The sequence below is a fragment of the Nostoc sp. 106C genome (assembly GCF_002154725.1).
Taxonomy (GTDB): Bacteria; Cyanobacteriota; Cyanobacteriia; order Cyanobacteriales; family Nostocaceae; genus Aulosira.
The window spans coordinates 78,314-103,481 of the sequence record NZ_MTAW01000138.1 but is presented as its reverse complement, the minus strand read 5'-3'; the positions used below and the strand labels follow the sequence as shown (position 1 = coordinate 103,481).

15 protein-coding genes are annotated in these 25,168 nt (G+C 40.7%); 13 read left to right on the top strand and 2 right to left on the bottom strand.

Translation table 11 applies throughout. The features are described from left to right. Window positions 1–233: 233 nt before the first annotated feature. Window positions 234–1,430 (bottom strand): 1-deoxy-D-xylulose-5-phosphate reductoisomerase, encoded by a 1,197-nt coding sequence (dxr, locus tag BV375_RS21595; RefSeq protein ID WP_086764069.1) that lies wholly within the window; start codon window positions 1,428–1,430, stop codon window positions 234–236. A 291-nt stretch (window positions 1,431–1,721) separates the two neighbouring features. Between dxr and BV375_RS21590 the strand changes: the two genes are divergently transcribed. The 7 genes from BV375_RS21590 (at window position 1,722) to BV375_RS21560 (ending at window position 12,415) form a co-directional block, all read left to right on the top strand. Beyond that, a complete protein-coding gene (locus BV375_RS21590) occupies window positions 1,722–3,122 on the top strand; it encodes a DUF2079 domain-containing protein (RefSeq protein WP_086764067.1) in 1,401 nt (466 codons plus the stop codon). A gap of 232 nt (window positions 3,123–3,354) precedes the next feature. Continuing rightward, window positions 3,355–4,716 carry a DUF2079 domain-containing protein gene (locus BV375_RS21585; RefSeq protein ID WP_086764065.1) on the top strand — a complete coding sequence of 454 codons (1,362 nt, stop codon included), beginning with the start codon at window positions 3,355–3,357 and terminating at the stop codon, window positions 4,714–4,716. Between the two features lie 40 nt (window positions 4,717–4,756). Further along, complete coding sequence (locus BV375_RS21580) at window positions 4,757–6,151, top strand: DUF2079 domain-containing protein (protein WP_086764063.1); 1,395 nt, start codon at window positions 4,757–4,759, stop codon at window positions 6,149–6,151. A 114-nt stretch (window positions 6,152–6,265) separates the two neighbouring features. Then, window positions 6,266–7,651: a DUF2079 domain-containing protein gene (locus BV375_RS21575; RefSeq protein WP_086764061.1), complete on the top strand. Its 1,386-nt coding sequence runs from the start codon at window positions 6,266–6,268 to the stop codon at window positions 7,649–7,651. 59 nt (window positions 7,652–7,710) lie between these two features. Next, on the top strand, window positions 7,711–9,087 hold the full coding sequence (locus BV375_RS21570; RefSeq protein ID WP_086764059.1) for a mannosyltransferase: 1,377 nt from the start codon (window positions 7,711–7,713) through the stop codon (window positions 9,085–9,087). 72 nt (window positions 9,088–9,159) lie between these two features. After that, the gene (locus BV375_RS21565; protein WP_086764057.1) at window positions 9,160–10,419 is read left to right on the top strand and encodes a mannosyltransferase family protein; all 1,260 of its coding nucleotides are present in this window, start codon (window positions 9,160–9,162) and stop codon (window positions 10,417–10,419) included. Between the two features lie 1,087 nt (window positions 10,420–11,506). Beyond that, a complete protein-coding gene (locus BV375_RS21560) occupies window positions 11,507–12,415 on the top strand; it encodes a polysaccharide deacetylase family protein (protein ID WP_086764055.1) in 909 nt (302 codons plus the stop codon). Window positions 12,416–12,780: 365 nt separating this feature from the next. Here BV375_RS21560 and gltB read toward each other — a convergent pair whose 3' ends face one another. Next, window positions 12,781–17,568, bottom strand: coding sequence for a glutamate synthase large subunit (gene gltB / locus BV375_RS21555; RefSeq protein WP_086764053.1), 4,788 nt, complete (start codon window positions 17,566–17,568; stop codon window positions 12,781–12,783). 736 nt (window positions 17,569–18,304) lie between these two features. On the opposite strand from gltB, the gene BV375_RS21550 reads away from it, so the two are divergent. From BV375_RS21550 to fusA, 6 genes are all read left to right on the top strand, one after another. Continuing rightward, the gene (locus tag BV375_RS21550) at window positions 18,305–20,299 is read left to right on the top strand and encodes a phosphodiester glycosidase family protein (protein WP_243714004.1); all 1,995 of its coding nucleotides are present in this window, start codon (window positions 18,305–18,307) and stop codon (window positions 20,297–20,299) included. A 282-nt stretch (window positions 20,300–20,581) separates the two neighbouring features. Then, entirely contained in the window at window positions 20,582–21,010 is a 429-nt protein-coding gene (locus tag BV375_RS21545; RefSeq protein WP_086764049.1) for a cupin domain-containing protein, read from the top strand. A gap of 207 nt (window positions 21,011–21,217) precedes the next feature. Next, window positions 21,218–21,565, top strand: a complete 348-nt coding sequence (locus tag BV375_RS21540; protein ID WP_086764077.1) for an iron-sulfur cluster assembly accessory protein — start codon at window positions 21,218–21,220, stop codon at window positions 21,563–21,565. Window positions 21,566–21,689: 124 nt separating this feature from the next. Further along, window positions 21,690–22,073, top strand: a complete 384-nt coding sequence (gene rpsL, locus BV375_RS21535; RefSeq protein WP_086687982.1) for a 30S ribosomal protein S12 — start codon at window positions 21,690–21,692, stop codon at window positions 22,071–22,073. A gap of 385 nt (window positions 22,074–22,458) precedes the next feature. Next, a complete protein-coding gene (gene rpsG, locus BV375_RS21530) occupies window positions 22,459–22,929 on the top strand; it encodes a 30S ribosomal protein S7 (protein ID WP_086764047.1) in 471 nt (156 codons plus the stop codon). Between the two features lie 139 nt (window positions 22,930–23,068). After that, window positions 23,069–25,147, top strand: coding sequence for an elongation factor G (gene fusA / locus BV375_RS21525; protein WP_086764046.1), 2,079 nt, complete (start codon window positions 23,069–23,071; stop codon window positions 25,145–25,147). Window positions 25,148–25,168 lie beyond the last annotated feature (21 nt).

Below are 25,168 nucleotides of genomic sequence, written 5' to 3'. Positions count from 1 at the left end.
CTGGTGAACCCGGAGGGAGGTTCCCTCCGTTGTAGCAACTGGCGTCGGGTTTCCCTGTTTAAAACAACTGGCGTTGCGTGGTGAGGCAATGCGGTCTTGGGGGTTTCCCCCATGAGCAATTGCCGAAAGGGTTCCCCGACTTGAGCAAACTTTCCAAGACGGATTGTGAAACATCTATTGAATAAGCGTTTCAGATTTCCATCTGTCGCAATCATTTTTCAAATTGGTATTACTTATCGCAGTGAAATTACCCGCGATTGGCTAGATAAATTTTCAGTTGCTGTTAAAACTTCTTGTCTTGCCCATTTATCTGCTGCCAAAATGTCATCTAAAGAGGGATTTTTACAGTTATCATTTTGATGGCGATCGCACACCCATTCGATACAACGGGGAATATCTAAAAAGCGAATTTTTTCTTCTAAAAATAAAGCCACAGCTTGTTCATTTGCAGCATTCAATACAGCCGGCATGGAACCACCAGCCCGACCGACAGCATAAGCTATTTGCATACAAGGATACTTCTGATGGTCTGGCTCACGGAAGGTTAAGTTTCCAGCTTTCACCAAATCTAGTCGTTCCCAGTCAGTGTAGATGCGATCGGGCCAGGATAAAGCATAAAGTAGGGGTAAGCGCATATCTGGCCAGCCGAGTTGAGCTAAAACTGAAGTATCTTGCAGTTCAATCAGCGAGTGAATAATGCTTTGGGGATGGATGACAATCTCGATTTGGTCATAATCTAAGCCAAATAGAAAATGCGCCTCAATTACTTCTAACCCTTTATTCATCAAAGTAGCAGAGTCTACGGTGATTTTACGTCCCATCGACCAATTAGGATGCTTAAGAGCATCGGCAACAGTTACTTCTGCTAACTTCTCTACCTCCCAATCCCGGAAAGCTCCACCAGAAGCAGTGAGTAAAATCTTCCGTAAACCGCCTTTTGGCACACCTTGGAGGCATTGAAATATTGCGGAATGCTCTGAGTCGGCTGGTAGTAGCTTTACACCGTGTTTCTCTACTAAAGGTAAAACCACAGGAGCACCAGCAATCAAAGTTTCTTTGTTCGCCAAAGCAATATCCTTACCAACTTCAATAGCAGCGATGGTGGGAAGTAACCCCGCACAACCAACGATACCAGTGACGACTGTTTCAGCATCGCCGTAGCGAGCAACTTCTATAACTCCCGCTTCACCAGCTAGAAGAATTGGCTGGGGATCGAGGTCTTTAATTGCTTCTTGCAGCGTCGGCAATTTATCTTCTAAACAAATGGCTGCTATCTGCGGTCGAAACTGCCGAATTTGAGCAGCCAACATTTCTACATTACTCCCCGCTGCCAATCCTACAATCCGAAACTGATCTGGGTACTGGGCAACAATATCTAAAGTCTGAGTACCGATAGAGCCAGTGGAACCAACAAGAGTAATAGCTTTCACAATTGTTTAAGATTTACAGACAACTCTCACTATAAATTGCTGAGGACTCCTTCATCAAAGCGATCGCTAGAATGGTTGCAACTTAGGATCAAAGCAAAACGTCAATATTTATCTAGGGTTTGTAATCAGAAATCCTGACTTATACAAAGATAGTATGAATTCTAGTCGGCAAAGAACTGGCGTTGCCTTTCCATCTCATCTGCTGCGCTACCTTTTCAAGTAATATATCTAAATTGCAACTTGGTAAGCCTGGTTTTTTCCACTTTAAATTTTTAATCGCTTCTTGATGGCATGGGAAAAAAACTGAATCAGCTTGCTCCTGTTAGTTGGATGATTGGCGTTAGCGCCTTAATTTTGTTTGCTTGTAGCAGCTCACGACACGAGCTATTTCAGTCTGGCGCTTGGGATTTAGGATTTTTTGACCAGGCAGTTTACTTAATTAGTCAGGGAAAACCACCTATTTCTTCTTTTGTTGGCTTTCATGTTCTAGCTGACCATGCTGCTTGGATTTTGTATCCCTTGGCTTTACTTTACAAAATCTACCCTACTGTCTACTGGTTATTTGCTGTGCAGGCAATTGCTTTGCCATTAGGAACTTTGCCTACTTGGTATTTAGCTCGTCAAGCAGGATTGAAGGAAAGTCAAGCTATCGCTGTAGCAACGGCTTACTTGCTATATCCAGTAATTTTTAATATCAATTTGTTTGATTTCCATCCGGATGTGATAGCTGTACCAGCACTTTTAGCAGCAGTTTTGGCTGCGAGAGGCGGAAACATTTGGTTGTTTTGTGGCAGCATCTTCATAATATTAGGATGTAAAGCGGTATTTTCTCTCAGCGTTGCGGCAATGGGAATCTGGCTGCTGATATTTGAGAAGCGAAGGTTATGCGGTGCGATCGCTCTTTTAAGTGGTCTTGCTTGGTTTGCGATCGCTACCAAAGGAATCATCCCTTATTTTGGTGGCTCTGCGGCATCAGTAGAACGTCATATTTATCGATATAGCTATTTGGGAAAATCCTTTCCAGAAATGGCTCAAACTTTTCTTTTTAAACCAGGAATTGTATTAGAAAAGTTACTGTCATTTGATAACCTTTCCTATTTGATTTTGCTGTTTGTACCTGTAATTTGGGGGCTTTCTCTGCCAGCTATGACACCTTTGGTAGCGGCTATCCCACCTTTAGCAATCAATTTGATAGCTGACTATCAACATCAAAAAGATTTAGTGTTTCAATATTCTTTACCAATTTTGCCGTTTCTGTTACTAGCGGTGATAAAAAGTCTAGCAGCAGGCAAGGGATTACTGCAAAATAAACGAGCAATTATTTTGTGGTCATTAGTCGCATTTTTAAGCTTAGGTAAATACGGTTTTTTTTGGACAAAATATTTGAGTTACCTCGATACTTGGCAAGCTACAAGAGATGCGATCGCCCAAATTCAAACAACAGGCAGTATTTACACTACAGATATAATTGCCCCCCATGTTACACATCGCCAAACAATCAAGCTAATAGATGCTAATTCTCCAATTAAGGATTTAATAGAGTTTGATTATGTTTTGCTGAATGTTCGCCACACTGGACTTTGGTCTTATCAGCCAGAATTTTCTGCCAGCTTGGTACAACAATTAAAAAATCGCTCCGAATTTAAGTTGAGTTATCAGCGTGATGATGTGTATTTGTTTATAAAAAATTAATTTTTTTACCAATTAAAAATAATTTGTAATTTTTTTTCTTTCCTTCTTTGCGTCTTTTGCGTTCTTTGCGGTTCGTTAAAAATAAGATATTTTAAAACTCAGATATGACTGCAAGAATGGAATTTAATTCACAATTTTGATAACTTAATTATTAAATTTAAAATTGATGCTAAATCAAGCAAGAAAAATTAAATATATAGCATCCAAATGGCTAAAAAATCCTAGGTTTTGGATGATTGGTATAAGTGCTTTGTTTTTATTTATCTCCTGCATCTTTAGACATGAAAAGTTTGATTCAGGCGCGTGGGATTTAGGAATTTTTGACCAGGCGGTTTACTTAATTAGTCAGGGACAACCGCCAATTTCTTCTTTTTTAAATTTTCATATCCTAGCCGATCATGCTGCTTGGATATTGTATCCCTTGGCTTTGCTGTACAAAATTTACCCTAGTGTTTATTGGTTGTTTGCTGTTCAGTCAACGGCTTTAGCTGTAGGTGCTTTACCTATATGGTATTTAGCGCGTCAGGCTGGACTGAAAAACAGTCATGGACTTGCAATGGTAGTAGTTTATCTACTGTATCCATTAGTCTATAACGCCAATTTATTTGATTTTCATCCAGACACGATCGCTGTTCCAGCACTGTTATGGGCAGTTTTAGCCGCAAGGTTAGGAAAAATAGGTTGGTTTTGTTTCAGCATTATTTTAGTTTTGGGATGTAAGGCGGTATTCTCTCTGACAATTGCGGCGATGGGAGTTTGGTTACTTTGTTTTGAAAAAAAGCGTTTATGTGGTACGATCGCTATTTTTGCAGGTATTGCCTGGTTTGCGATCGCAAACAAATTTATTATCCCTGTATTTGGTGGTGAAGCAGCATTACTAGAGCGTCATTTCTATCGATATAGTTATCTAGGAAGCTCTTTTTCAGAAATGGCTAAAATTCTGCTGATGCAACCAGGAATTATTTTAGAAAAAATTTTTTCTTTAACTAATTTAGGATATTTGCTGCTACTAGTAGTACCTGTCATTTGGGGACTTGCACCTCAAAATTTAACGCCTTTGATTAGTGCTATTCCTTGTTTGCTACTCAATATTTTCGCTGACCATCCATCGCAAAAAGATTTAATTCGCCATTACTCGCTACCTGTTTTACCATTTTTGATGTTAACTGTAATTGCTAACTTGGCAGCAGGTAGAGTATGGTTACAACAAAAACGAGCTATTATTCTTTGGTCGCTAGTAGGGTTTTTAGCTTTAGCGAAAATTCCTTTTATTAGCTCAAAACAAATGTGGTATTCGGACACTCTGCAAGCTACAAAAGAAGCGATCGCCTTAGTTCAAACTTCAGGTAGCGTGCTAACTACATATAATATTGCTCCTCATTTAGCCTATCGACCATTAATTAAGTTAACAGATGCAACTGCCCCACCTGTTGATATAAATGTATTTGATTATGTCTTACTGAATCTCCGTCATCATTTTAGTACTCAAGAATTTGCTAATAGTTTGGCTAATAAGTTAAAAAATAACCAACAATTTAACTTAAAATATCACCGCGATGATATTTATTTATTTGAGAAAAATAAACAGGTATAAAAATTAGTTTTGATAAACTTCGTTAATTATTCTGACTAGCATGGAGAAAAAGCTGGATTTTGGTCGTGTGGGTTGGATGATAGGCATCAGCGCCTTAATTTTATTTGCGTGCAGTAGTTTACGACATGAGTTGTTTCAATCGCTGGCTTGGGATTTAGGAATTTTTGACCAAGCAGTTTATTTAATTAGTCAGGGAAAACCACCTATTTCTTCTTTGATTGGCTTTCACATTCTTGGCGATCATGCTGCTTGGATTCTCTATCCTTTAGCTTTACTTTACAAAATCTACCCTAGTATTTATTGGTTATTCGCTGTACAGGCTATTGCTTTAGCATTAGGTGCTTTGCCGACATGGTATCTAGCATGTCAAGCTGGATTGAAGGATAGCCAAGCTTTAGCAATAGTAGTTGTGTACTTACTTTATCCGCTAATTTTTAATGTCAACCTTTTTGATTTTCATCCAGAAGTCATGGCTGTTCCAGCACTTTTAGGAGCAGTTTTGGCAGCTAGAAGTGGAAAAATTTGGTGGTTTTGTGCCAGCATCCTTCTAATTTTGGGTTGTAAAGCAGTTTTGTCTTTGACTGTTGCGGCTATGGGAATTTGGCTACTGGTATTTGAAAAGCGGCGTTTATTTGGTGCGATCGCTATTATTAGCGGTATTACTTGGTTTGTGATTGCCACTAAAGCCATAATCCCTTTTTTTGGAACTGAAGCAGCTTCAATAGAACGTCATATTGGGCGCTATAGCTATTTAGGTAAATCTTTCTCAGAGATACCTCAAAACTTTTTAAATCAACCAGGGATTATATTCACAAATTTGTTTTCATCCGAAAATCTAGGATACCTAATTTTGCTGCTAACACCTGTTATTTGGGGTTTTTCACTTCAAGGTGTAACGCCTTTAGTTGGCGCTATTCCTTCTCTGGCTATCAATCTTTTAGCTGACTACCAACCTCAAAAAGAATTGCTGCACCAATACTCTCTACCAGTTTTACCGTTCCTCTTATTAGCTGTAATTAATACTTTAGCCGCAGGCCGGGGATGGCTGCAAAACAAACGAACTATTATTTTGTGGTCGTTAGTTGCTTTTTTAAGCCTAACAAAATTTACTTATTTTACCGGAAAATATTTGAATACTCTCGATAATTGGCAAGCTACACAAGAAGCGATCGCCCTAGTACAAACTCAAGGTAAGGTTTTGACTACAGATGAACTAGCACCCCATTTAAGCCATCGGCAATTTATTTATTTGATTAATCGTGATGCTCTACCAACTAATTACAAGACATTTGATTATATATTAATTAATACTCATCATCCTGGTCTATCTATGTCTCAAGAATTAGCAGTTAGCTTAGTCAACCAGCTACAAAATATACCAGAAATCAAATTAGAATATCAACGTGATGAAGTTTATTTATTCGCTAATATTTAGCATTTATACACAAGTTATGATATTTTATAATTCATTGCTTTTTACATCTCTGCGGTAATTTATTTTTAATAAATGATATATAACTGCTATATCTAATTATTTAACTAGATATTTATGAAAGAAAAACTTAAGTTTAGTGGTCTATGGTGGATGATAGGTATCAGTGCCTTAATTCTATTTCTGTCTAGCAGCTTACGACATGAATTATTTCAATCAACTGCCTTTGATTTAGGAATTTTTGATCAGGGAGTTTATTTAATTAGCCAAGGAAAATCGCCTATTTCTTCTTTCATGGGTTTCCATATCCTTGGGGATCATGCAGCTTGGATATGGTATCCCTTAGCTTTACTGTACAAAATCTACCCTAGTGTTTATTGGTTATTTGCTGTACAGGCAATTGCTTTGACATTGGGTGCTTTACCAACATGGCATCTAGCGCGTCAAGCTGGATTAAAGGACAGCCAAGCCTTAGCAATGGCGGCGGTATACCTTTTGTATCCATTAGTATTTAATGTGAATCTATTTGATTTCCATCCAGAAGTTATAGCCATCCCAGCACTATTAGGGGCAGTTTTGGCAGCAAGAGGCGGACAGATTTGGTGGTTTTGTGCCAGCATTCTTCTGATCTTAGGATGTAAAGCTGTCTTATCGCTTACGGTTGCGGCGATGGGAGTTTGGCTGTTGATATTTGAGAAGCGACGTTTATGTGGTGCGATCGCTATTTTTGCAGGTATTGTTTGGTTTGCGATCGCTACTCAACTGATTATTCCTTTTTTCAGTGGCGCAGAAGCAGCAGCAGTGGGACGTTACAGCTATTTAGGTAACTCAGTGCTAGACATTGCGAAAAATTTAGTGACTCGGCCTGGAATAATTTTGGCAAAGGTTTTTTCTCTAGATAATTTAGGCTATTTAATCCTACTAGTAGCACCTGTGATTTGGGGGCTATCTCCTCAAAGTATGCAGCCATTAATTGGTGCTATTCCTTGTGTAGCTCTCAATATTCTTGCAGACTATCAACCTCAAAAAGATTTAGTACATCAGTATTCTGTACCAGCACTACCATTCCTGATACTAGCTGTAATTTCCAGCCTCGCTCAAGGTAGGGGATGGCTACAAAACAAACGGGGGATTATTTTATGGTCATTAGTGGCATTTTTGAGTTTGGCAAAATTTACTCATTTTGGTGGAAAATATTTAGAGTCTGTGGATAATTTGCAAGCCACAAGACAAGCAATCTCTCAAGTTTCAACTCAAGGAAATGTTTATACTACAGCACAAATTTCTTCTCATTTAAGCGAGCGAGAATTTATTAAGTTTACAAATACTGATTCACCACCAGGAGATTTTACTAGTTTTGATTATGTATTATTGAATGTTCGCCATCCAGGCTGGGCAAGTAATCGAGAGTTTGCTATTAGTTTAGTAAACAGATTGGAATCTAATTCTAGATTTAAGCTGCAATATCAACGCGATAATGTGTATTTATTTATTAAAAAATAGTTATTATTTTTAACGTTATTTACTATTTAGTAAATTTCCTGGTGGGGAGACATATATAGATGGCTAAGAAAAAAACTATTATTAGTTGGGTCTTACCTTTAATTATCTGCATTGTCTTTATTCTTTGTGCTGCTGTGGGGATGTTAATTTACCCGGAAGCTTTTCATAAATTCTTTTCTGTATCTAGGTTATTTCGCGAAATTCCCCCAGTTGCACCCCATAAAAGTTACTATTGGGACGTAGAAGCTTATGCTGAAATGGCTATAAATCCTACGTGTAAAGCTTTTTATCCCCTGTGGCCATTCCTCATTCGTAATATTTTTCATCCTCAGACAATAGAACAAGCTGCACACTATTTTTTAGTAAGTGCAACTTTTTTATTCTTTATTTCGACTTTTTTATTTTTCTGGCTTTTACAGATAGCTTTGCAAAGTTTTTATTTAGCATTTTTATTAGGTTTAGCTTATGCTATCAATCCTATGGCAATATTTCGCATTATAGGTTATACAGAAAGTTTATTTACATTTTTTAGCATATTTTTTATTTGGATGTGTTTGCCTCAATCAAGAATTAACAATAATTTAAAACTATCTTTTTTGTTTATTGTAACATTTTTAATGTCTTTAACTCGACCAATATTAATTCAAACATTTTTCTCAACCACGGCAGCAATGTTCACCATTAGTATATGGGAAAGTTACTCATCAAAGAAAAATTCTCTAAGCATTATATTAACTAATATCCAAAAATCTCAACACGAGCTAAAACTTAGCCTCACTGTATGGGTAGCAGCCTTATTAGGATATGCTGCTTACGGAACTTTTTGTTTGAAGAATAGAGGCGATTTTTTTGCACCTTTTCACGATCAGAGCCAGTGGGGAAAAAGCTTTGGTTTACATTTAGAACTTTTATTTTTACCTAAAACCTTGCTAATTGACTTATTAGGGCTTTATCTCCCATTAATTATTTTATGTTTGTCACTTACATTTGTATATCTAAAGCTAATTCAGCCTGAGCTACACATATTTGTACCTAAGTTTAGGATATGGTGGAATATATTATTTTTGTATCCTCCTTTATTGATTTTTTGGTATTTGTTTAATTATATTAGAGTCAATAAAAATAAATTACCAAACAATTTTAAGGCTCTAATTCTATCGAAATATTCGCAAAACTTATCTAAAAATTATATATTCTGGTTTTGTATTTATTTTACGGTTGCTCACTCTGTCATCGTATTTTTAACACAAGGTAGCCTATTTAGCTTAGGAAGATATGTGTTTGCTATGCCTTTCTTCTTCGTAGCTATAGGATATTTATATCGCTGTATTCCTGGGAAAACAAAATATAACACTCTGTTTTGTTTAATTTCGATTTCACCACTTGTTCTAATACAGCAATGGGTACGCTATGGACAAGATAAGTGGATGGGTTAAATATATTTGTTTTAAATTAACTAAAACTGAAAATGATATAGCAAAAATAATTTTAGTCAGTGAGAAATTTGAATGAGAAAATTTAAAGAATTAATAAAAAAAAGTTTATTTTTTCCCATAGCAATGTGGTTATTGAGCCGTCTAGTAATTGTCATTGCTATGTTATTGATTGCTCCTTTACTCCCGGCTCCACAAAATGGTATTGCTGCAACATTTAGTTGGAATGTTTTTTCTGCATGGGATAGTATTTGGTATCAGATAATTGCCACTTTTGGCTATGGATATACTAACGAATATGGGCAGAGTGCTGTTGCTTTCTTCCCACTTTTTCCTTTATTAATCCATCTTATTATGAGTTTCGGCTTGCCTTTTGAAGTGGCGGGTGTGTTGTTAAATAATTTGGCATTTTTAGCTGCTCTGATCGTGTTGTATCTTTGGGTAGAAGAGAATTATGGTACACATGCAGCACGGTGGGCTACAGCAACTTTAGCATGGTGTCCTTATTCTGTTTATGGCACAGTTATTTACACTGAAGGGTTATTTTTATTATTTACCACAGCTGCCTTACGAGCCTTTGATAAACAGCAATATCTCTCAGTAGCTTTCTGGGGAGCATTATCCACAGCAGTAAGATCCCCAGGAATAGCGCTGATACCTGCATTTTTGTTTGTGTCATGGAAAGAACGCAGAGGTGTAAAGGCTTATCTTGCGAGTTTAGCCGTGGGATTAGGTGTTTTGGTTTATAGCTTATATTGCCAAATTAAATTTAGCGATGCTTTAGCTTTTGTACATGCACAAAAAGGATGGCGTTCGTCAGCAGGGTTTGATTGGCAAGGTTGGTGGTATAACCTGATGTTAGTTGTAATAGGTCCAGTTAATGCACAGTCTGGTCACATTCAAGACCCATTACATCCTTTACTGTTCACATTCTCTATCGTTAGCGGTTGTTTATTATGGTACTTCCGCTCTAAATTGAGTTCTCCCAAGCTGATATTTGGATTTTATTTGTTAAATTTAATACTGTGGTTATTAGGAGGCGATCCATATATTAAAATTCTGTTGGTTTTTGGTGGTATTTATTTTTTATGGCTCTCAAGGAATAAAATTCCTCTAGCTGCTGTTGTCTACGGCTTTTGTTCTTTTTTATTAATCCTCAATATTGGAAATACCTTGTCTGTCGAGCGTTATGCTTACGGTATCGTCTCACTGTCAGTAGGATTTGGGCTGTTACTTGCTCGTTACCCTCGCTGGGGATATGCAATTATGAGTTTCTTCGCTATCCTCATAGCAACCTTTGCTATCAGATTTTCCCAAGATTTATGGCTAGCTTAGAGGGAGATGCGATCGCACTGGCTTTTTGAGTTTTAAGTATAATATACTACTATCCAATTAAGTTAAAATACTAAATAACGAATTGTGTAGATAATCAACTAGAATTTATATTTAATTTTTTTCCAATTTATGATATAGTTACACCCGAGAAAATAAATTTTCTAAGTAATTTTGCTGTACCATTGAGTATTTTTATTAGTAAAAAATAAACTGAATATTCAGATTAATTAAGTAATAAACCATAGTTAATAGTGGCTAATATAACTATTTACCACTAACATAAACTCTTCATTACTTAACAGTAAACTCTTAATTACTTAACAGTTCAAGTATCATGTCATATGATCGCCACAATCTAGAAACTTAGACGACAACAAAATTTTTCTTGATGAATGAGTAAAGAGTATCTAGGTTAACGACTAACTGAACTTGGGTAATGGGAAACTATATTTTACTAGAGTCGTCTCTTTACTTAAGGGAAGGTAAGGGTAACAGTCAAAAATCTAAAAATTTAACTTTTTCTTAAAAAAGAAAAAATCACTATCAGCAGTACAATATACTCTGTCACCGATGAAACTAAATAGGTCGTTAAATGCTTTTTGGGTAGATACCGCCCCCCCCCAATACGCTAATTAAATAGCTTACCTCTTGAATAGAAGCAGGATATTTAGACGCATAAGTAATAAGGGGTAAATAGTTCGCAAATTAATTCCCTGATAGGCAAGAAGTCTGAGTAGATCAGTACTCTTACTAAGATAACTTTTAAAGGAGCAGTAAATCGCCTGATTTTTCTGTTTCCTTGTTTTAGCTATTTATAGGTACAAATTCAACAGCCAATCCGCAGGGATTGGCTAGTTGACATGAAACAGTACCAAATATCGTATGGATAACGGTTCCTATTAACTACATAATCTGGGTTTCAGTGGAACTTTTAATATCTATATGACTGATTGCTAAATTTCTGTTAATCTTGATTCAATTTTTCAAGATTACCAGATAGTCTCTGTGTATCTAAGTGTGTAAAAAAATATGTTATAACGTACCGTCAGATACGTAACTGATGGTTCGACCTTGAAGGAGCTATTAAGTGGAAAACAATAAGTCGTTTTTTTGGCCGCAAGGATTATTAATTGCACTAGTTGCTTTAGTTGGTAGCTTCAGTCTTGGCTTGATGATGCTTGTCAAACCAAATGCTTCTGAGGCTCAGAGTCAGCAAACTATAAATGAAACCGCTACCTCTGCGAAAGTAGGGACTCAAGAGCGGATTGAAAGCTTAAAGGCGACAATGCTCACAACTTGGCAGCAACAAGCTAAAGCTAAGGGTTTCGCTTATGCTATCCCACCAAGTTTTCTTGGGGTAACTATTGAAGCTGCAAAAATTAGTCCAGGAAAAAAAGTAATTGCACTTACCTTTGATGATGGCCCTTGGCCTGAGAGTACTGCAAAAGTGCTGGATATTCTTAAACAAAATGATATCAAAGCGACATTTTTTGTCGTTGGGCAGAACGTAAAGAATTTTCCGGAGCTTTTAAAGCGGGTGGTAGCTGAAGGACATACTGTTGCTAATCATACCTGGCATCATTGGTATCATTTTATGAATCCACAAACTGCTGCCTATGAAATCGACCACACAACAGATTTGATTTTTCAAACTACAGGCGTCAAAACAAATCTGTTTCGACCACCAGGAGGAATTATGCATAATGGAGTGGCTGCTTACGCTAAAAATAGCAAGTACGCCATTATCATGTGGTCTTCTGACTCTATGGATTACTCGCGCCCTAGTGTGCCACGATTAATTAATAATGTATTTAGGGAAGCCAAACCAGGTGGTATCGTGCTTATGCATGATGGAGGCGGTAATCGCTCCCAAACTGTGGAAGCTTTACCAACAATTATTGCTGACTTTCGGAAACAAGGCTATAGCTTTGTTACTGTTCCAGAACTTTTAGAAATGCAAGATAAAGATCAAAAATTAATTGCAAATAAAAAGTAATAGTAAATTACTATTAACTAATACCAATTCTCCAGAGAAATGAATTTAATATTTATTAAATAAACCGCAAAGTAGATCAATGAATATACAAGGACTCTAATAGCGGTAGAGAAGTAATTATTAATTACAAATTAAGAGAATTTGGTAGAAAAATTGACTAATAATTCAGTTAATTTAGGTTGATAAAAGTAAGATACCCCACTTTCCCTTCAGGTATTGGCGTTACCCTTCCCGAAGATTAAGTGGGGCTTTAACTTTTATGGGAGAATTCTTGAACTAGGACGGGCGAGTTGAATAGGAAAGAGAACGACTCTAGTTATTAGTCATATGTGATTTATTAATGACTAATGACTAGAGTCAATATACTAAACTGTGCTCAACTGTTTAATTTGGGGATTTGCTTCTGGACTGTCAGCCTCAGAAGGCGGGACTAATTGCCAGAATTTCGGTAAAAATTCTTGCCAGTTTTGCAGAATCATTTTTGCTTTTGGCGAACCAGTGCGATCGCAATGAGTTTGAATTAATTCTTGCAATTGTTTCTCACCGGCTTCTGTACTTACTTGCTGAATTTTAACAATGTCTTTGTTAACTAAATCCGGGAAGGAACCGTCTTCATCCAGGAAGTATGCGAGTCCGCCAGTCATCCCAGCCGCTACGTTGCGTCCTACTTTACCGAGGACGACAATCACGCCACCAGTCATATATTCACAGCAGTGATCCCCAGCACCTTCAATGACTGCTAAGCCTTTGGAGTTACGCACAGCAAAGCGTTCTCCCGCTAAACCATTGGCAAATAACACCCCACCAGTAGCACCGTAGAGGCAGGTATTGCCAACTATCACATTTTGTGCAGGATTATATGTTGCGCTAGCTGGAGGTTTGATGATGATTTCACCACCGTGCATTCCTTTGCCTACATAGTCGTTGGCTTCTCCTTCCAACCGGAGAATCATACCAGGAAGGTTGAATGCACCAAAACTCTGCCCTACACTACCTTGGAAGTTGAGATGAATTTGTCCTGCAAAGCCGTTATCGCCATATTGAGAAGCGATCGCTCCTGCTAATCGAGCGCCTACTGTTCTGTCGGTGTTGACGATTTTTAAGGTTTTACTGACCGTAGACTGGTGACTAATGGCAGCTTGAATATCTGGATCGGCAAGCAATTGGTCATCTACAACTACACCGTTGCTATGAACTTCTTCATGCACCAACCAGCTACGGTTATCTTTGGTATCTGGTAGCTGAAGTAAGCAGTTGAGATTGAGTGATTGGGTTTTGGTGAGTTTTACATCCTCACGCAATTTCAACAAATCTGCACGTCCAACTACTTCTGATAGCGAACGGTAGCCTAGTTTCGCCAAGAGACTACGCACTTCTTCAGCAACAAAGTAGAAGAAGTTAACCACATGTTCTGGCATTCCGGAGAACCGCTTCCGCAGTTCTTCTTTTTGGGAAGCGACACCTACAGGGCAGTTATTTGTATGGCAGATCCGCGCCATAATACAGCCTTCGGCAATCATGGCGATAGAGCCAAAACCAAATTCTTCGCCGCCCATCAATGCACCAATTAGCACATCCCAGCCACTCTTGAGACCGCCATCTACACGCAGAATCACGCGAGCGCGCAGGCTGTTTTGCATTAGCACACGATGTACTTCGCTTAAACCGAGTTCCCAAGGTGAACCAGCGTGTTTAATCGAACTCAGTGGTGACGCACCTGTACCACCATCATGCCCAGAAATCTGAATGATATCGGCGTTAGCTTTGGCTACCCCAGCTGCGATCGTCCCAATCCCAATTTCTGCTACTAGCTTCACTGATACTTGAGCTTTGGGATTAATTTGATGCAAGTCAAAAATTAGCTGCGCTAAGTCTTCAATCGAGTAAATATCATGGTGTGGCGGTGGAGAAATCAACGTTACACCGGGCTTTGAGCGCCTTAACATCGCAATATAAGGGCTGACCTTCGGGCCTGGTAGTTGTCCACCTTCCCCAGGCTTGGCACCTTGGGCGATTTTAATTTCAATTTGTTTGGCGCTGGCTAAGTAACCTGGTGTGACACCAAACCGTCCCGATGCAACTTGTTTAATCGCACTAGAAGCAGTGTCACCATTCCGCAATCCTTTTAAGTGCGGGAGGGTGGGTGAGTGACCAGATTCGTCTACATCATCTAAAACTTTGTAACGGACTGGATCTTCACCACCTTCCCCAGAGTTGGATTTACCGCCAATTCTGTTCATGGCGATCGCTAAAGTTTCGTGTGCTTCGCGTGACAAAGCGCCCAAAGACATCCCACCGGTGCAAAAGCGTTGGACAATCTCGCTGACTGATTCTACTTCTTCTAAAGGAATTGGCGAGCGATCGCTTTGAAAGTCTAGCAAGTCGCGTAAGGCGGTGATTGGTCTACCTTGGAGGTGTTGTTTGTAAACCTCGTAGTGGTCGTATTGTTTTCCATCTACAGCCTTATGCAGTGCTTTTGCTAGTTCGGGGCTATTCATGTGGTACTCGCCGCCGCGACGGTACTGAACAAAGCCCAAGTTTTCTAACTTCTTGGTGGTAAGTTCTGGGAAAGCCTTGTGATGGAAGGAAAGTATTTCAGTGGCTAGTTCGCTCACACTCAAGCCACCAATACGGGAGGTTGTACCCTGGAATCCCAGTTCTAACAAATCTCCACCAATCCCAATAGCTTCAAAGATTTGTGCTGCTTGATAGCTGGAGAGTAAAGATATTCCCATTTTGGAGAGAATCTTCAGCAAACCAGATTCTACTGCTTTGCGATAGTTGGCTAAAGCTTGCTCTAGGGTGATGCTGGAAATTTGACCCCTGGTCATAAACTGTTGGGTTTTGGGATCAGACCACCAATCTCTTACACTGTCTAAAGCCATATAGGGGCAAACTGCACCCGCACCATAGCCAATCAGACAACCAAAGTGATGAGTACTCCAACACTGGGCAGTATTGACAATTAGCGATGCTTTCATCCGCAACCCCTCACGGATTAGGTGATGGTGTACAGCACCTACCGCTAATAGTGGGGGAATGTAGCTGTATTCGGTTCCCAAGGTCGAGCGATCGCTCAATATCAGAATCTTCGCACCAGCCCGCACCGATTCTGCTGCTTTGGCTTGTAAAGCTTCAACTGCTGTTTTCAAGCCTTCTGGGCCTGTGGCAATTTCAAATAGAGTTGACAATTCAGCCGTGGCAAATCCTGAAAGTTTAATCGCCTCTAATTCTGTCTCGGTCAGTACTGGCGACTCTAGTTTGATTCTGCGAGCATACTCTGGCTTGGCTTCTAACAAGTTACCCCGCTCACCCAGTTCCACCTTCAAGGACATTACTAGCTTTTCCCGTAAAGGATCAATTGCTGGGTTTGTCACCTGTGCAAAGCGCTGTTTGAAATAGTCATAAAGCAAGTGGGGTTTTTCTGACAACACTGCTAGGGGAATATCATCTCCCATACAGAAAGTTGGCTCTGAACCTTGCATAGCCATTGGCTGAATCACCATTTCTACATCTTCTGTGGTGTAACCAAAGGCAACTTGATGTTGCAGCAAGTTTTGTCTGTCAATTTTTCCAGTTGTTAGATGTCCGTTGTCAGTTGCAGAATGCCCGTTGCCATTGTTGTTATTTGCCCTATTTCCATTCCCATTGGTAGCTGAAGCATGACCCTTCGGGTGACGCTCCTGCGTCGCTACCGCTGGCGCTAACGCAGTCGCCTGCGGAGGGAAACCCTCCCGCAGCGCTGTCTCACCATTAACCAATTGTTTTAGTTCTTGGCGATGCTGTCGCAACCATTCTCCATAAGGGTGCTGTTTGGCAATGCGCTGTTTAATTTCCCAATTCTTCAGCACTTCATTGGTGGTTAAATCCACGGCAATCATCTGCCCAGGGCCAAGCCTGCCTTTTTCAATAATGTTAGCTTCTGGGAAATCCACTACGCCTGCTTCAGAAGCCACAACGATGTAGTCGTCCTTGGTGATGGCGTAACGAGCTGGTCTTAAGCCATTGCGATCTAATGTCGCACCCACTTTTTGCCCATCACTAAAAACCAAAAGTGCTGGACCATCCCACGCTTCTTGCAAGCCGCTGTAATATTCGTAGAAATCGGTAATCTCAGGATAGTCCTGTAAAGAGGGCTGATTTTGATAAGCCTCTGGAACCAACATCATCAAGGCTTCCAAAGGACTGCGTCCAGAACGCACCAATAATTCAAATACGTTATCTAGAGTGGCAGAGTCACTATTATCAATGTGAACTAATGGTTTGAATTCATTAATGCGATCGCCCCATACTGGATGCGCTAAACTAGCTTCCCGTGCCATCATCCAGTTGATATTGCCTAACAAAGTGTTGATTTCGCCGTTATGGCCCAACAACCGCATTGGTTGGGCTAAGGGCCACTTAGGCATGGTGTTGGTACTAAAACGGCGGTGATAGACAGCAAAAGCACTTTTGTAAGCTGGATTTTTTAAATCTTGATAAAAATCTCCTAACACAGCAGAACGTACCATGCCTTTATAGACAATTGTGCGGTTTGACAAGGAGCAAATGTAAAAGTCCTCGGAGATGTTTTTTGCAGCTTTAAAAATGCGACGGCGGGTAATATACAATTGCCTTTCTAATTCTTCACCGCTTTTGTTTGCAGAAGATAGAAAAACTTGTTCGATTTCGGGTTGATTTTCTTTTGCTTGTACTCCTAATGAATTTGGCTGCACTGGTACTACTCGCCAGCCCAGTACAGTTAATTTCTCTTCAGCCGCAATTTGCTCAACCATTGCTCGCGATTTTTGCGCTGCTTCGGGGTCTTGCGGTAAGAAGATCATTCCCACAGCTAAATTGCTCGTGGATACAGCTTTTATCCCTCTTTGGATATAGTCTTCTTGGAACAACTCCCAAGGTATCGCTGTCAATATCCCTGCACCATCACCTGAGTCTTGATCGGCACTGCAACCACCCCGGTGTTCTAAGCAAGTCAAAGCAGCTAAAGCTTTTTCCACTATTTCGTGGCTGGCAAAATTCTGGCGATGGGCGATAAACCCTACACCACAAGCATCTCGTTCCTCAACTAACCATCTTTGCCCCTGGTAACTATCCCTTGAGTCAGTATCTGAAAATGTCATTTTCTGCACTTGATTCATTGGTTTATTATTCATAGCCTATTCCTGAAATGCTGAGTTACGAATTTTGCCGCTGCTTGTGAGAAAAATTTCTCAAATTGCGCAATGGAGAAAAATAGAATCACCGAAATTTAAGGAAAAAAAATTTTAACTTCGGTTTTACGTTTTCATTCACCCGTGTTAAAATAATCGCGTTATTTTTTATGTGTTTACGCTGAGTTAGACAAATTACCTTTGCCCTAATAGCTTTTTATTTATATCGTGAAGCTAAGTATTTTCTCAATTCTTTACCAGGTGACACCTATTTTTCAGGTAAAGCTAGTGATAACTAACCCTGAAACCAAAGTTGCCGAAATTACCCTAATTAGGTAATAAAGTTCAGCCTATTACACTATATGCCCATTTGACAATTCCTAAATATCTCTGTTGTTATCTAGATGTTTGTTGATTTTATTAATTGCCACTGGCGTTACTACTAGCTATACCTCACTTAAGTAGCAACAGTAGCAAACATCGGTGAGGAGGGAATATTTTAATCCAACCTTGATTACCAAGACTACCGTCCTGGCTGCTGGAAGTGCCAGTTAAAACACTGAGTTGCAGTGGTTTTATTAAGAAATGCCTGTTTCTTTCTATAAGAGATAACAAGCCACTCTATATAGTATCACGTTTCTCCAAAGCTCATCTCGCTATTTTTTAAGAATTTTGAATCATAAGTAAACCTAAATTTTGGGTGACAGCTTTCCAAAGTACCTAACAAATAATGTTGAAAATGCCCAATTGTGATCGACCAAAATACCGCAATCATCTTGTCAATCAAGCTTATAGCCGAGTCTTTTGGAGTAATATTTCGCCAATCATTGCTACAGCACTGTGTTTATATCCTACCAGTGCTACTAGCGCCCAGCAGTTACCCACGCTTACCATACCATCAACAACCTTAACGTCCCAAACGCCGCAAGTTCCTATCCCTAGGGTATTGGCCGCTGGTAATCAAATTTCGCTTAATGGTCGGATTTTGCCAGGAGCTTGGTTGCAGCGCCCTGGAGGTGGCGATCGCCTGATAACTCATCTTACCGACGGAGCACTCAGACAATTAATCGGAGTAGATTTATTAAATACCAACAATCCTGTCAGGCAACCAGTAGAGTGGTTTTCACCAAGTACAACGCCACTGGTTTTATCTGCTTCGCTGCAAAGAGGATATCGCTATCTAGATATTACGAATTTTAGCCAAACAGCAGGATGGCAGATCCAAGCCAATGGCAACATTTTGGTGATTACCACTCCAGCAGCGATAGTCAAAGATATCCTTCAAAGACAACAACCTGTGGGCAATAGCATCTTTGTAGATTTAGATCGCCCAACTCCCTGGCAAGTATCACAAGAGTTACCAGTTAAAAGTCCCCCTGACCCTGATACGCCAACTCCTAAACCTTCTGGACCTCCCAATCGAGAGTGGAAAATTACCCTAGATGGAATAGCTGAACCCGCTTTGATACAACGGTATACCCCCCTCCCGACTACACCGTTACCAACAGCACCACTGCTAAATCCCCTCAAACAATTATTGCCAACACCAGTTTCACCAGCACCTTTAATTAAGCAAGTGCAGGTAGTCAACAACCAAACGGTGATTCGCCTAAGCGTACCTTTTGGTATGGCTCCCCGGATTAGTACTCTTGCTAACCCCTATCGCTTAATCATCAATATTCGTCCTGATGCGTTGGTAGAGAAGAATATTGCTTGGGCAAATGGGTTGCGCTGGCGACAGCAGTTTTTCAATTTAGGCACAGAACGATTTCCAATCGTCTGGCTAGAAATTAATCCCCGCGCCTTTGGGTTAACGCTAAAACCGATTAGAAGTAACCTCAATTCTCTGGCTGGTACTGCTCCCTTAATGCAAACAGCACCAAAGTACTCAGCAGCAGCAGCAATTAATGGTGGTTATTTTAACCGCAATAATCGCTTGCCTTTGGGTGCAATTCGTCAGGATGGTCAGTGGGTGTCAGGGCCGATACTCAACCGCGGAGCGATCGCTTGGGATGATTCTGGGCAATTTTACTTCGGCCGTCTCACTTTAGAAGAAACTTTAATTGCTCCTAATAACCTGCGATTGCCAATTCTTTATCTCAATAGTGCTTATGTCCAAAGCGGTATTGCCCGTTACACCCCAGTTTGGGGAACAGCTTATGCTCCCTTAACAGATAACGAAATCATCCTTACTGTCCAGAAAGACCAAGTTATCAATCAGTTTCCAGGTGGTAAAGCAGGCCAAACCAGCTTTCCTATTCCTCACGATGGCTACCTACTAACTTTACGTGGTAATGCTGTAAATGCTGCTACGCAATTACCTATTGGTACTGCACTCAGCATTACCAGCGCTACTGTTCCTAATGACTTTAGCCGTTATCCCAATATCATTGGTGCAGGGCCATTACTGGTTAAAAATCGTCAAATTGTCCTTGATGCTAAAGGCGAAAAATTCAGTGATGCTTTTATTGCAGAAAAAGCAATTCGCAGCGGTATTTGCACAAATACCACAGGTAATCTGATGATTGCTGCCGTGCATAATCGCGCTGGTGGTCCTGGCCCTACTTTGGCAGAACATGCCCAACTCATGAAACTTCTAGGTTGTGTAGATGCTCTCAATTTAGACGGTGGTAGTTCTACCAGTCTTTACTTGGGAGGACAACTCATTGATCGTTCCCCTAGTACGGCTGCACGTGTCCATAACGGTATTGGTATTTTCTTGGAACAAAAGTAATAAGTAATTATGTCTTGGGCATGGGGCATTTGTGATTATTCTTGTCTCCCCTTTTGCCTCAGTCCCTTTTTAAAGTTGAGAATAAGCTGGCTTTTCGTTGATGAAGAATTGGTATAGACGCATTGGTTTTATGAATGGTCTTTTACACCCTAGTAGTTGATTTTGCTATGTTTGGCAAAGTGCGGCTCAAGTACTAATTGTCGCTACTGCACGATAACGCCAGATTTTCATCAATGGTTCATAGAGTACAGACGGTTTGTTATGTCTTCAAATGAGGTCACTATGGTTCAATTTTCAGAAACAACACAAACGAACACTCTGCCCTTACATTCAGCCATTACTTCCAGAGGCGTTGCTGCAACTGAGTTACGCCCTTGGGGTTCTTTTACAGTTTTGGAAGAAGGGCGCGGATACAAAATTAAACGCATCGAAGTTAAGCCTGGACACCGCCTCAGCTTACAAATGCATCATCATCGCAGCGAACACTGGATTGTAGTTTCTGGTACAGCTAGGGTAGTTTGCGGAGAAACAGAAGTGTTGTTAAGCAATAATCAGTCAACCTATGTACCTCAGTGTACAACGCATCGTCTAGAGAATCCTGGTGTAATTCCCTTGGTGTTGATTGAAGTGCAGAATGGCGAGTACTTGGGTGAAGATGATATTGTCCGCTATCAAGATGATTATGCCCGTACTGGCGATCAAAGCCGTTAAGTCCCAATTAAATGTTTAGCAGTATTGTTGTGTCATAAGTTGTTTAAGCTCATCCCACCCCTTCAAAAGAGGTGGGATTTCGCGTCAATGGTCATTTGCCATTGGTCAATACTTTCTAAATTGTTTGTCTCCCTTGTCCCCAGTACCCTTGATGCCAAGGCATCTGTAATACTGAAAGATGGGTTTAAAATTTCTAAAATCAATTCTATGATTCAATTAAGTCCAGCAGCTACAAGTGAAATTCAGCGATTAAAGTTGAAGCAGCCGCAAAACGTTTTGTTTCGATTAGCAATTAGACAAGGTGGCTGTTCTGGCTGGTTTTATGATATGTCTTTTGATCAGACAGTAAAAACTGGCGATCGCGTTTTTGATTTGAATGCTATCCAGTTAGTTGTAGATGCAGAAAGTTTAAAATACATTAATGGGTTAACAGTTGATTATTCAGAAGATCTCATGGGTGGTGGCTTTCGCTTCCATAATCCCCAAGCGATCGCTACCTGTGGCTGTGGTAATTCTTTCGACTTTAGTCAAACATCAGGAGTCAATAATCAGTAGTAAAAATAACTTTTCAATCGTAACTGAAGCAAATGACAACTAATAATTGACATGAAACCTTAAAAAAAGTTATAATTAGGATTTGTTAAAACTTAGACACTAAGCAGCTTACGCGCTGTAACTCATGCCAACAATACAGCAGCTCATCCGTAATGAACGCGAAAAAGCGCGTCAGAAAACCAAATCTCCAGCTCTGAAGCAATGCCCCCAACGTCGGGGGGTTTGTACCAGAGTATACACAACTACGCCTAAAAAGCCTAACTCAGCACTACGTAAAGTGGCAAGGGTAAGGCTAACTTCTGGATTTGAAGTTACAGCTTACATTCCAGGCATTGGTCACAACCTGCAAGAACACTCAGTTGTGATGATTCGTGGTGGTCGGGTTAAAGACCTACCAGGCGTGAGATACCACATCATCCGTGGAACCTTAGATACAGCCGGAGTCAAAGACCGTAAGCAAGGTCGCTCCAAGTATGGAACCAAGCGTCCAAAAGAAGCGAAAAAATAGGAGCTAGGCGATTAATCGCATCAAAGTACGATTAATCGTCTAACCTAAAAGCGCTCAGGGAAAAAAAACTGGCATTTGCGATCGCAACATTAGTTATAGTTCTTGTGTCTGTGTCAACAAATCAAGATCCTGCACTAAGCGAGCAAGTGTAGGAACTTTTAATCCGAATCGTATTTAAGTGACAGCAACACTTTAATGTAGATATTAAGGTTTATTATTGTTGTCGCCTTGTTTATCTGGTAGCAGGTAACAAGTGAATTAAGTTTACCTGGCTGCATCTGTAAAGGAAAAATTGAGGAAGTCTGAGCGGCGGTTCGTACCGCTTTTAGTTTCCGGTGTCTGATAGCATATAATTTCGTTGCCAAAACCGAATTAAGGGTGAAGTATGTCTCGTCGTGGTGTAAGTCAAAGGCGCCCAGTTCCGCCTGACTCAGTTTATAATAGCCGCCTAGTTAGCATGATCATGCGGCGAATAATGCGTCATGGGAAGAAATCTCTGGCCGCACGCATTGTTTATGATGCCTTAAAAACAATTGAGGAACGCACAGGCAATCCTGCGTTAGAAACCTTTGAAAGAGCAGTGCGGAATGCAACGCCATTAGTAGAAGTCAAAGCTCGCCGAGTTGGTGGAGCCACTTACCAAGTACCAATGGAAGTGCGTTCTGAACGGGGTACTACCCTAGCACTACGTTGGCTGGTACAATTTTCTCGTTCTAGACCCGGACGCACAATGGCCGGCAAATTAGCTAATGAGTTAATGGATGCTGCCAACGAAACCGGAAATGCCATTCGGAAGCGGGAAGAAACACACCGTATGGCAGAAGCCAACAAAGCCTTTGCTCACTATCGTTACTAAGTCTAGAAGCGATATATCGTCTACATGACAGCGATATATCGTGGATTTTCAAAAAGCAGACGGTTTTCCGTAAAAGTATAGAATCTTAACAAAGAGTAATATACAAGATATCATGAGGCAAAAACTATAGGAGGCTACTGTGGCACGTACGATCCCGCTAGAGAGAGTACGCAATATCGGTATTGCGGCGCATATAGATGCGGGCAAGACAACAACAACAGAGAGAATATTGTTTTACTCTGGGATAATTCATAAGATTGGCGAAGTCCATGAAGGAACCGCCGTTACAGACTGGATGGAGCAGGAGCGGGAGAGAGGGATTACCATCACTGCTGCTGCGATTAGTACCAGCTGGAAAGATCATCAAATAAACATTATCGATACTCCAGGTCACGTTGACTTCACTATTGAAGTTGAACGCTCCATGCGTGTGTTGGATGGTGTAATCGCCGTATTTTGTTCTGTTGGTGGTGTCCAACCTCAGTCAGAAACTGTATGGCGACAAGCAGACCGCTATAAAGTGCCTCGGATAGCCTTTATTAACAAAATGGATCGCACAGGCGCGAACTTCTACAGAGTTCACGAGCAAATGCGCGATCGCCTGCGAGCTAACGCCATTGCCATTCAACTGCCAATTGGTAGTGAAACTGAATTTAAAGGAATCGTTGACCTGGTGCGGATGCGTGCCTATATTTACAACAACGATCAGGGAACAGATATTCAGGAAACTGATATCCCCGCTGAATTGCAAGAGCAGTCAGCAGAATACCGCACCAAACTCATAGAAGCGGTAGCAGAAACAGATGACAATCTAATGACTAAGTACTTCGAGGGCGAAGAACTTACAGAAGCGGAAATTCAGACTGCTCTGCGCAAAGGAACAATCGCAGGTACAATTGTACCAGTGCTTTGTGGTTCAGCATTCAAAAATAAGGGCGTACAGCTGATGCTGGATGCGGTTGTAGATTATCTGCCAGCACCAATTGATGTACCAGCAATTCAAGGCACATTGCCCAACGGTGATACAGTTGAACGTCGAGCTGATGATAACGAACCCTTATCTGCCTTGGCGTTCAAGATTATGGCTGACCCATATGGTCGCCTAACTTTTGTGCGAGTTTATTCTGGTGTCCTGAAGAAAGGTAGTTACGTTCTCAACGCTACCAAGAATAAGAAAGAACGTATCTCCCGCCTAGTTATTTTGAAAGCAGATGAACGACAAGATGTCGAAGAAATGCGGGCTGGTGATCTGGGCGCAGCGTTGGGTTTAAAAGATACCTTAACAGGTGACACCATTACTGATGAAGGAGCGCCAGTGATTCTGGAATCTCTATTCATCCCTGAGCCTGTCATCTCGGTGGCGGTTGAGCCCAAAACCAAGAACGATATGGATAAACTATCCAAGGCTCTGCAATCCCTCTCAGAAGAAGACCCGACCTTCCGCGTCAGTGTCGATCCTGAAACCAACCAAACAGTGATTGCCGGGATGGGAGAGCTACACCTGGAAATTCTGGTAGACCGGATGTTACGTGAATTTAAAGTGGAAGCGAATGTTGGTGCGCCGCAAGTAGCTTACCGCGAAACAATTCGTAAACGAGTCTCCAGGGTAGAAGGTAAATTTATCCGCCAAAGTGGTGGTAAGGGTCAATACGGTCACGTTGTGATCGATTTGGAGCCAGGAGAACCAGGCAGCGGCTTTGAATTTGTTTCTAAGATTGTTGGTGGTGTTGTACCCAAAGAGTACATTGGACCCGCAGAACAGGGAATGAAGGAATGCTGTGAATCTGGTATTTTAGCAGGCTATCCGTTAATTGATGTCAAAGCGACTTTGGTTGATGGATCTTATCATGATGTAGACTCTTCAGAAATGGCTTTCAAAATCGCCGGCTCTATGGCCTTGAAAGAGGCGGTAACAAAAGCAGCGCCCGTCCTTTTAGAGCCTATGATGAAAGTCGAGGTTGAAGTTCCAGAAAACTACCTTGGCGATGTCATGGGTGACCTCAATTCCCGTCGTGGACAAATTGAGGGTATGGGGTCTGAGCAAGGTCTTGCTAAGGTAACTGCTAAAGTACCATTGGCAGAAATGTTTGGCTACGCCACCGATATCCGGTCTAAGACTCAGGGTCGGGGCATCTTCTCAATGGAGTTTAGCCACTACGAAGAGGTGCCTCGCAACGTGGCTGAGGCAATCATTGCTAAAAGCAAAGGGAACGCTTAATTAAAAAAGGAAACGAGCATT

Excerpts from the sequence above, each read along its gene's own strand:
- BV375_RS21590 (WP_086764067.1), top strand. The coding sequence starts at position 1,722 with ATGGGAAAAAAACTGAATCAGCTTGCTCCTGTTAGTTGGATGATTGGC.
- BV375_RS21570 (WP_086764059.1), top strand. The coding sequence starts at position 7,711 with ATGGCTAAGAAAAAAACTATTATTAGTTGGGTCTTACCTTTAATTATC.
- BV375_RS21540 (WP_086764077.1), top strand. The coding sequence starts at position 21,218 with ATGATTCAATTAAGTCCAGCAGCTACAAGTGAAATTCAGCGATTAAAG.
- BV375_RS21575 (WP_086764061.1), top strand. The coding sequence starts at position 6,266 with ATGAAAGAAAAACTTAAGTTTAGTGGTCTATGGTGGATGATAGGTATC.
- gltB (WP_086764053.1), bottom strand. The coding sequence starts at position 17,568 with ATGAATAATAAACCAATGAATCAAGTGCAGAAAATGACATTTTCAGAT.
- BV375_RS21565 (WP_086764057.1), top strand. The coding sequence starts at position 9,160 with ATGAGAAAATTTAAAGAATTAATAAAAAAAAGTTTATTTTTTCCCATA.
- rpsG (WP_086764047.1), top strand. The coding sequence starts at position 22,459 with ATGTCTCGTCGTGGTGTAAGTCAAAGGCGCCCAGTTCCGCCTGACTCA.
- rpsL (WP_086687982.1), top strand. The coding sequence starts at position 21,690 with ATGCCAACAATACAGCAGCTCATCCGTAATGAACGCGAAAAAGCGCGT.
- BV375_RS21585 (WP_086764065.1), top strand. The coding sequence starts at position 3,355 with ATGATTGGTATAAGTGCTTTGTTTTTATTTATCTCCTGCATCTTTAGA.
- BV375_RS21580 (WP_086764063.1), top strand. The coding sequence starts at position 4,757 with ATGGAGAAAAAGCTGGATTTTGGTCGTGTGGGTTGGATGATAGGCATC.
- BV375_RS21545 (WP_086764049.1), top strand. The coding sequence starts at position 20,582 with ATGGTTCAATTTTCAGAAACAACACAAACGAACACTCTGCCCTTACAT.
- BV375_RS21550 (WP_243714004.1), top strand. The coding sequence starts at position 18,305 with ATGCCCAATTGTGATCGACCAAAATACCGCAATCATCTTGTCAATCAA.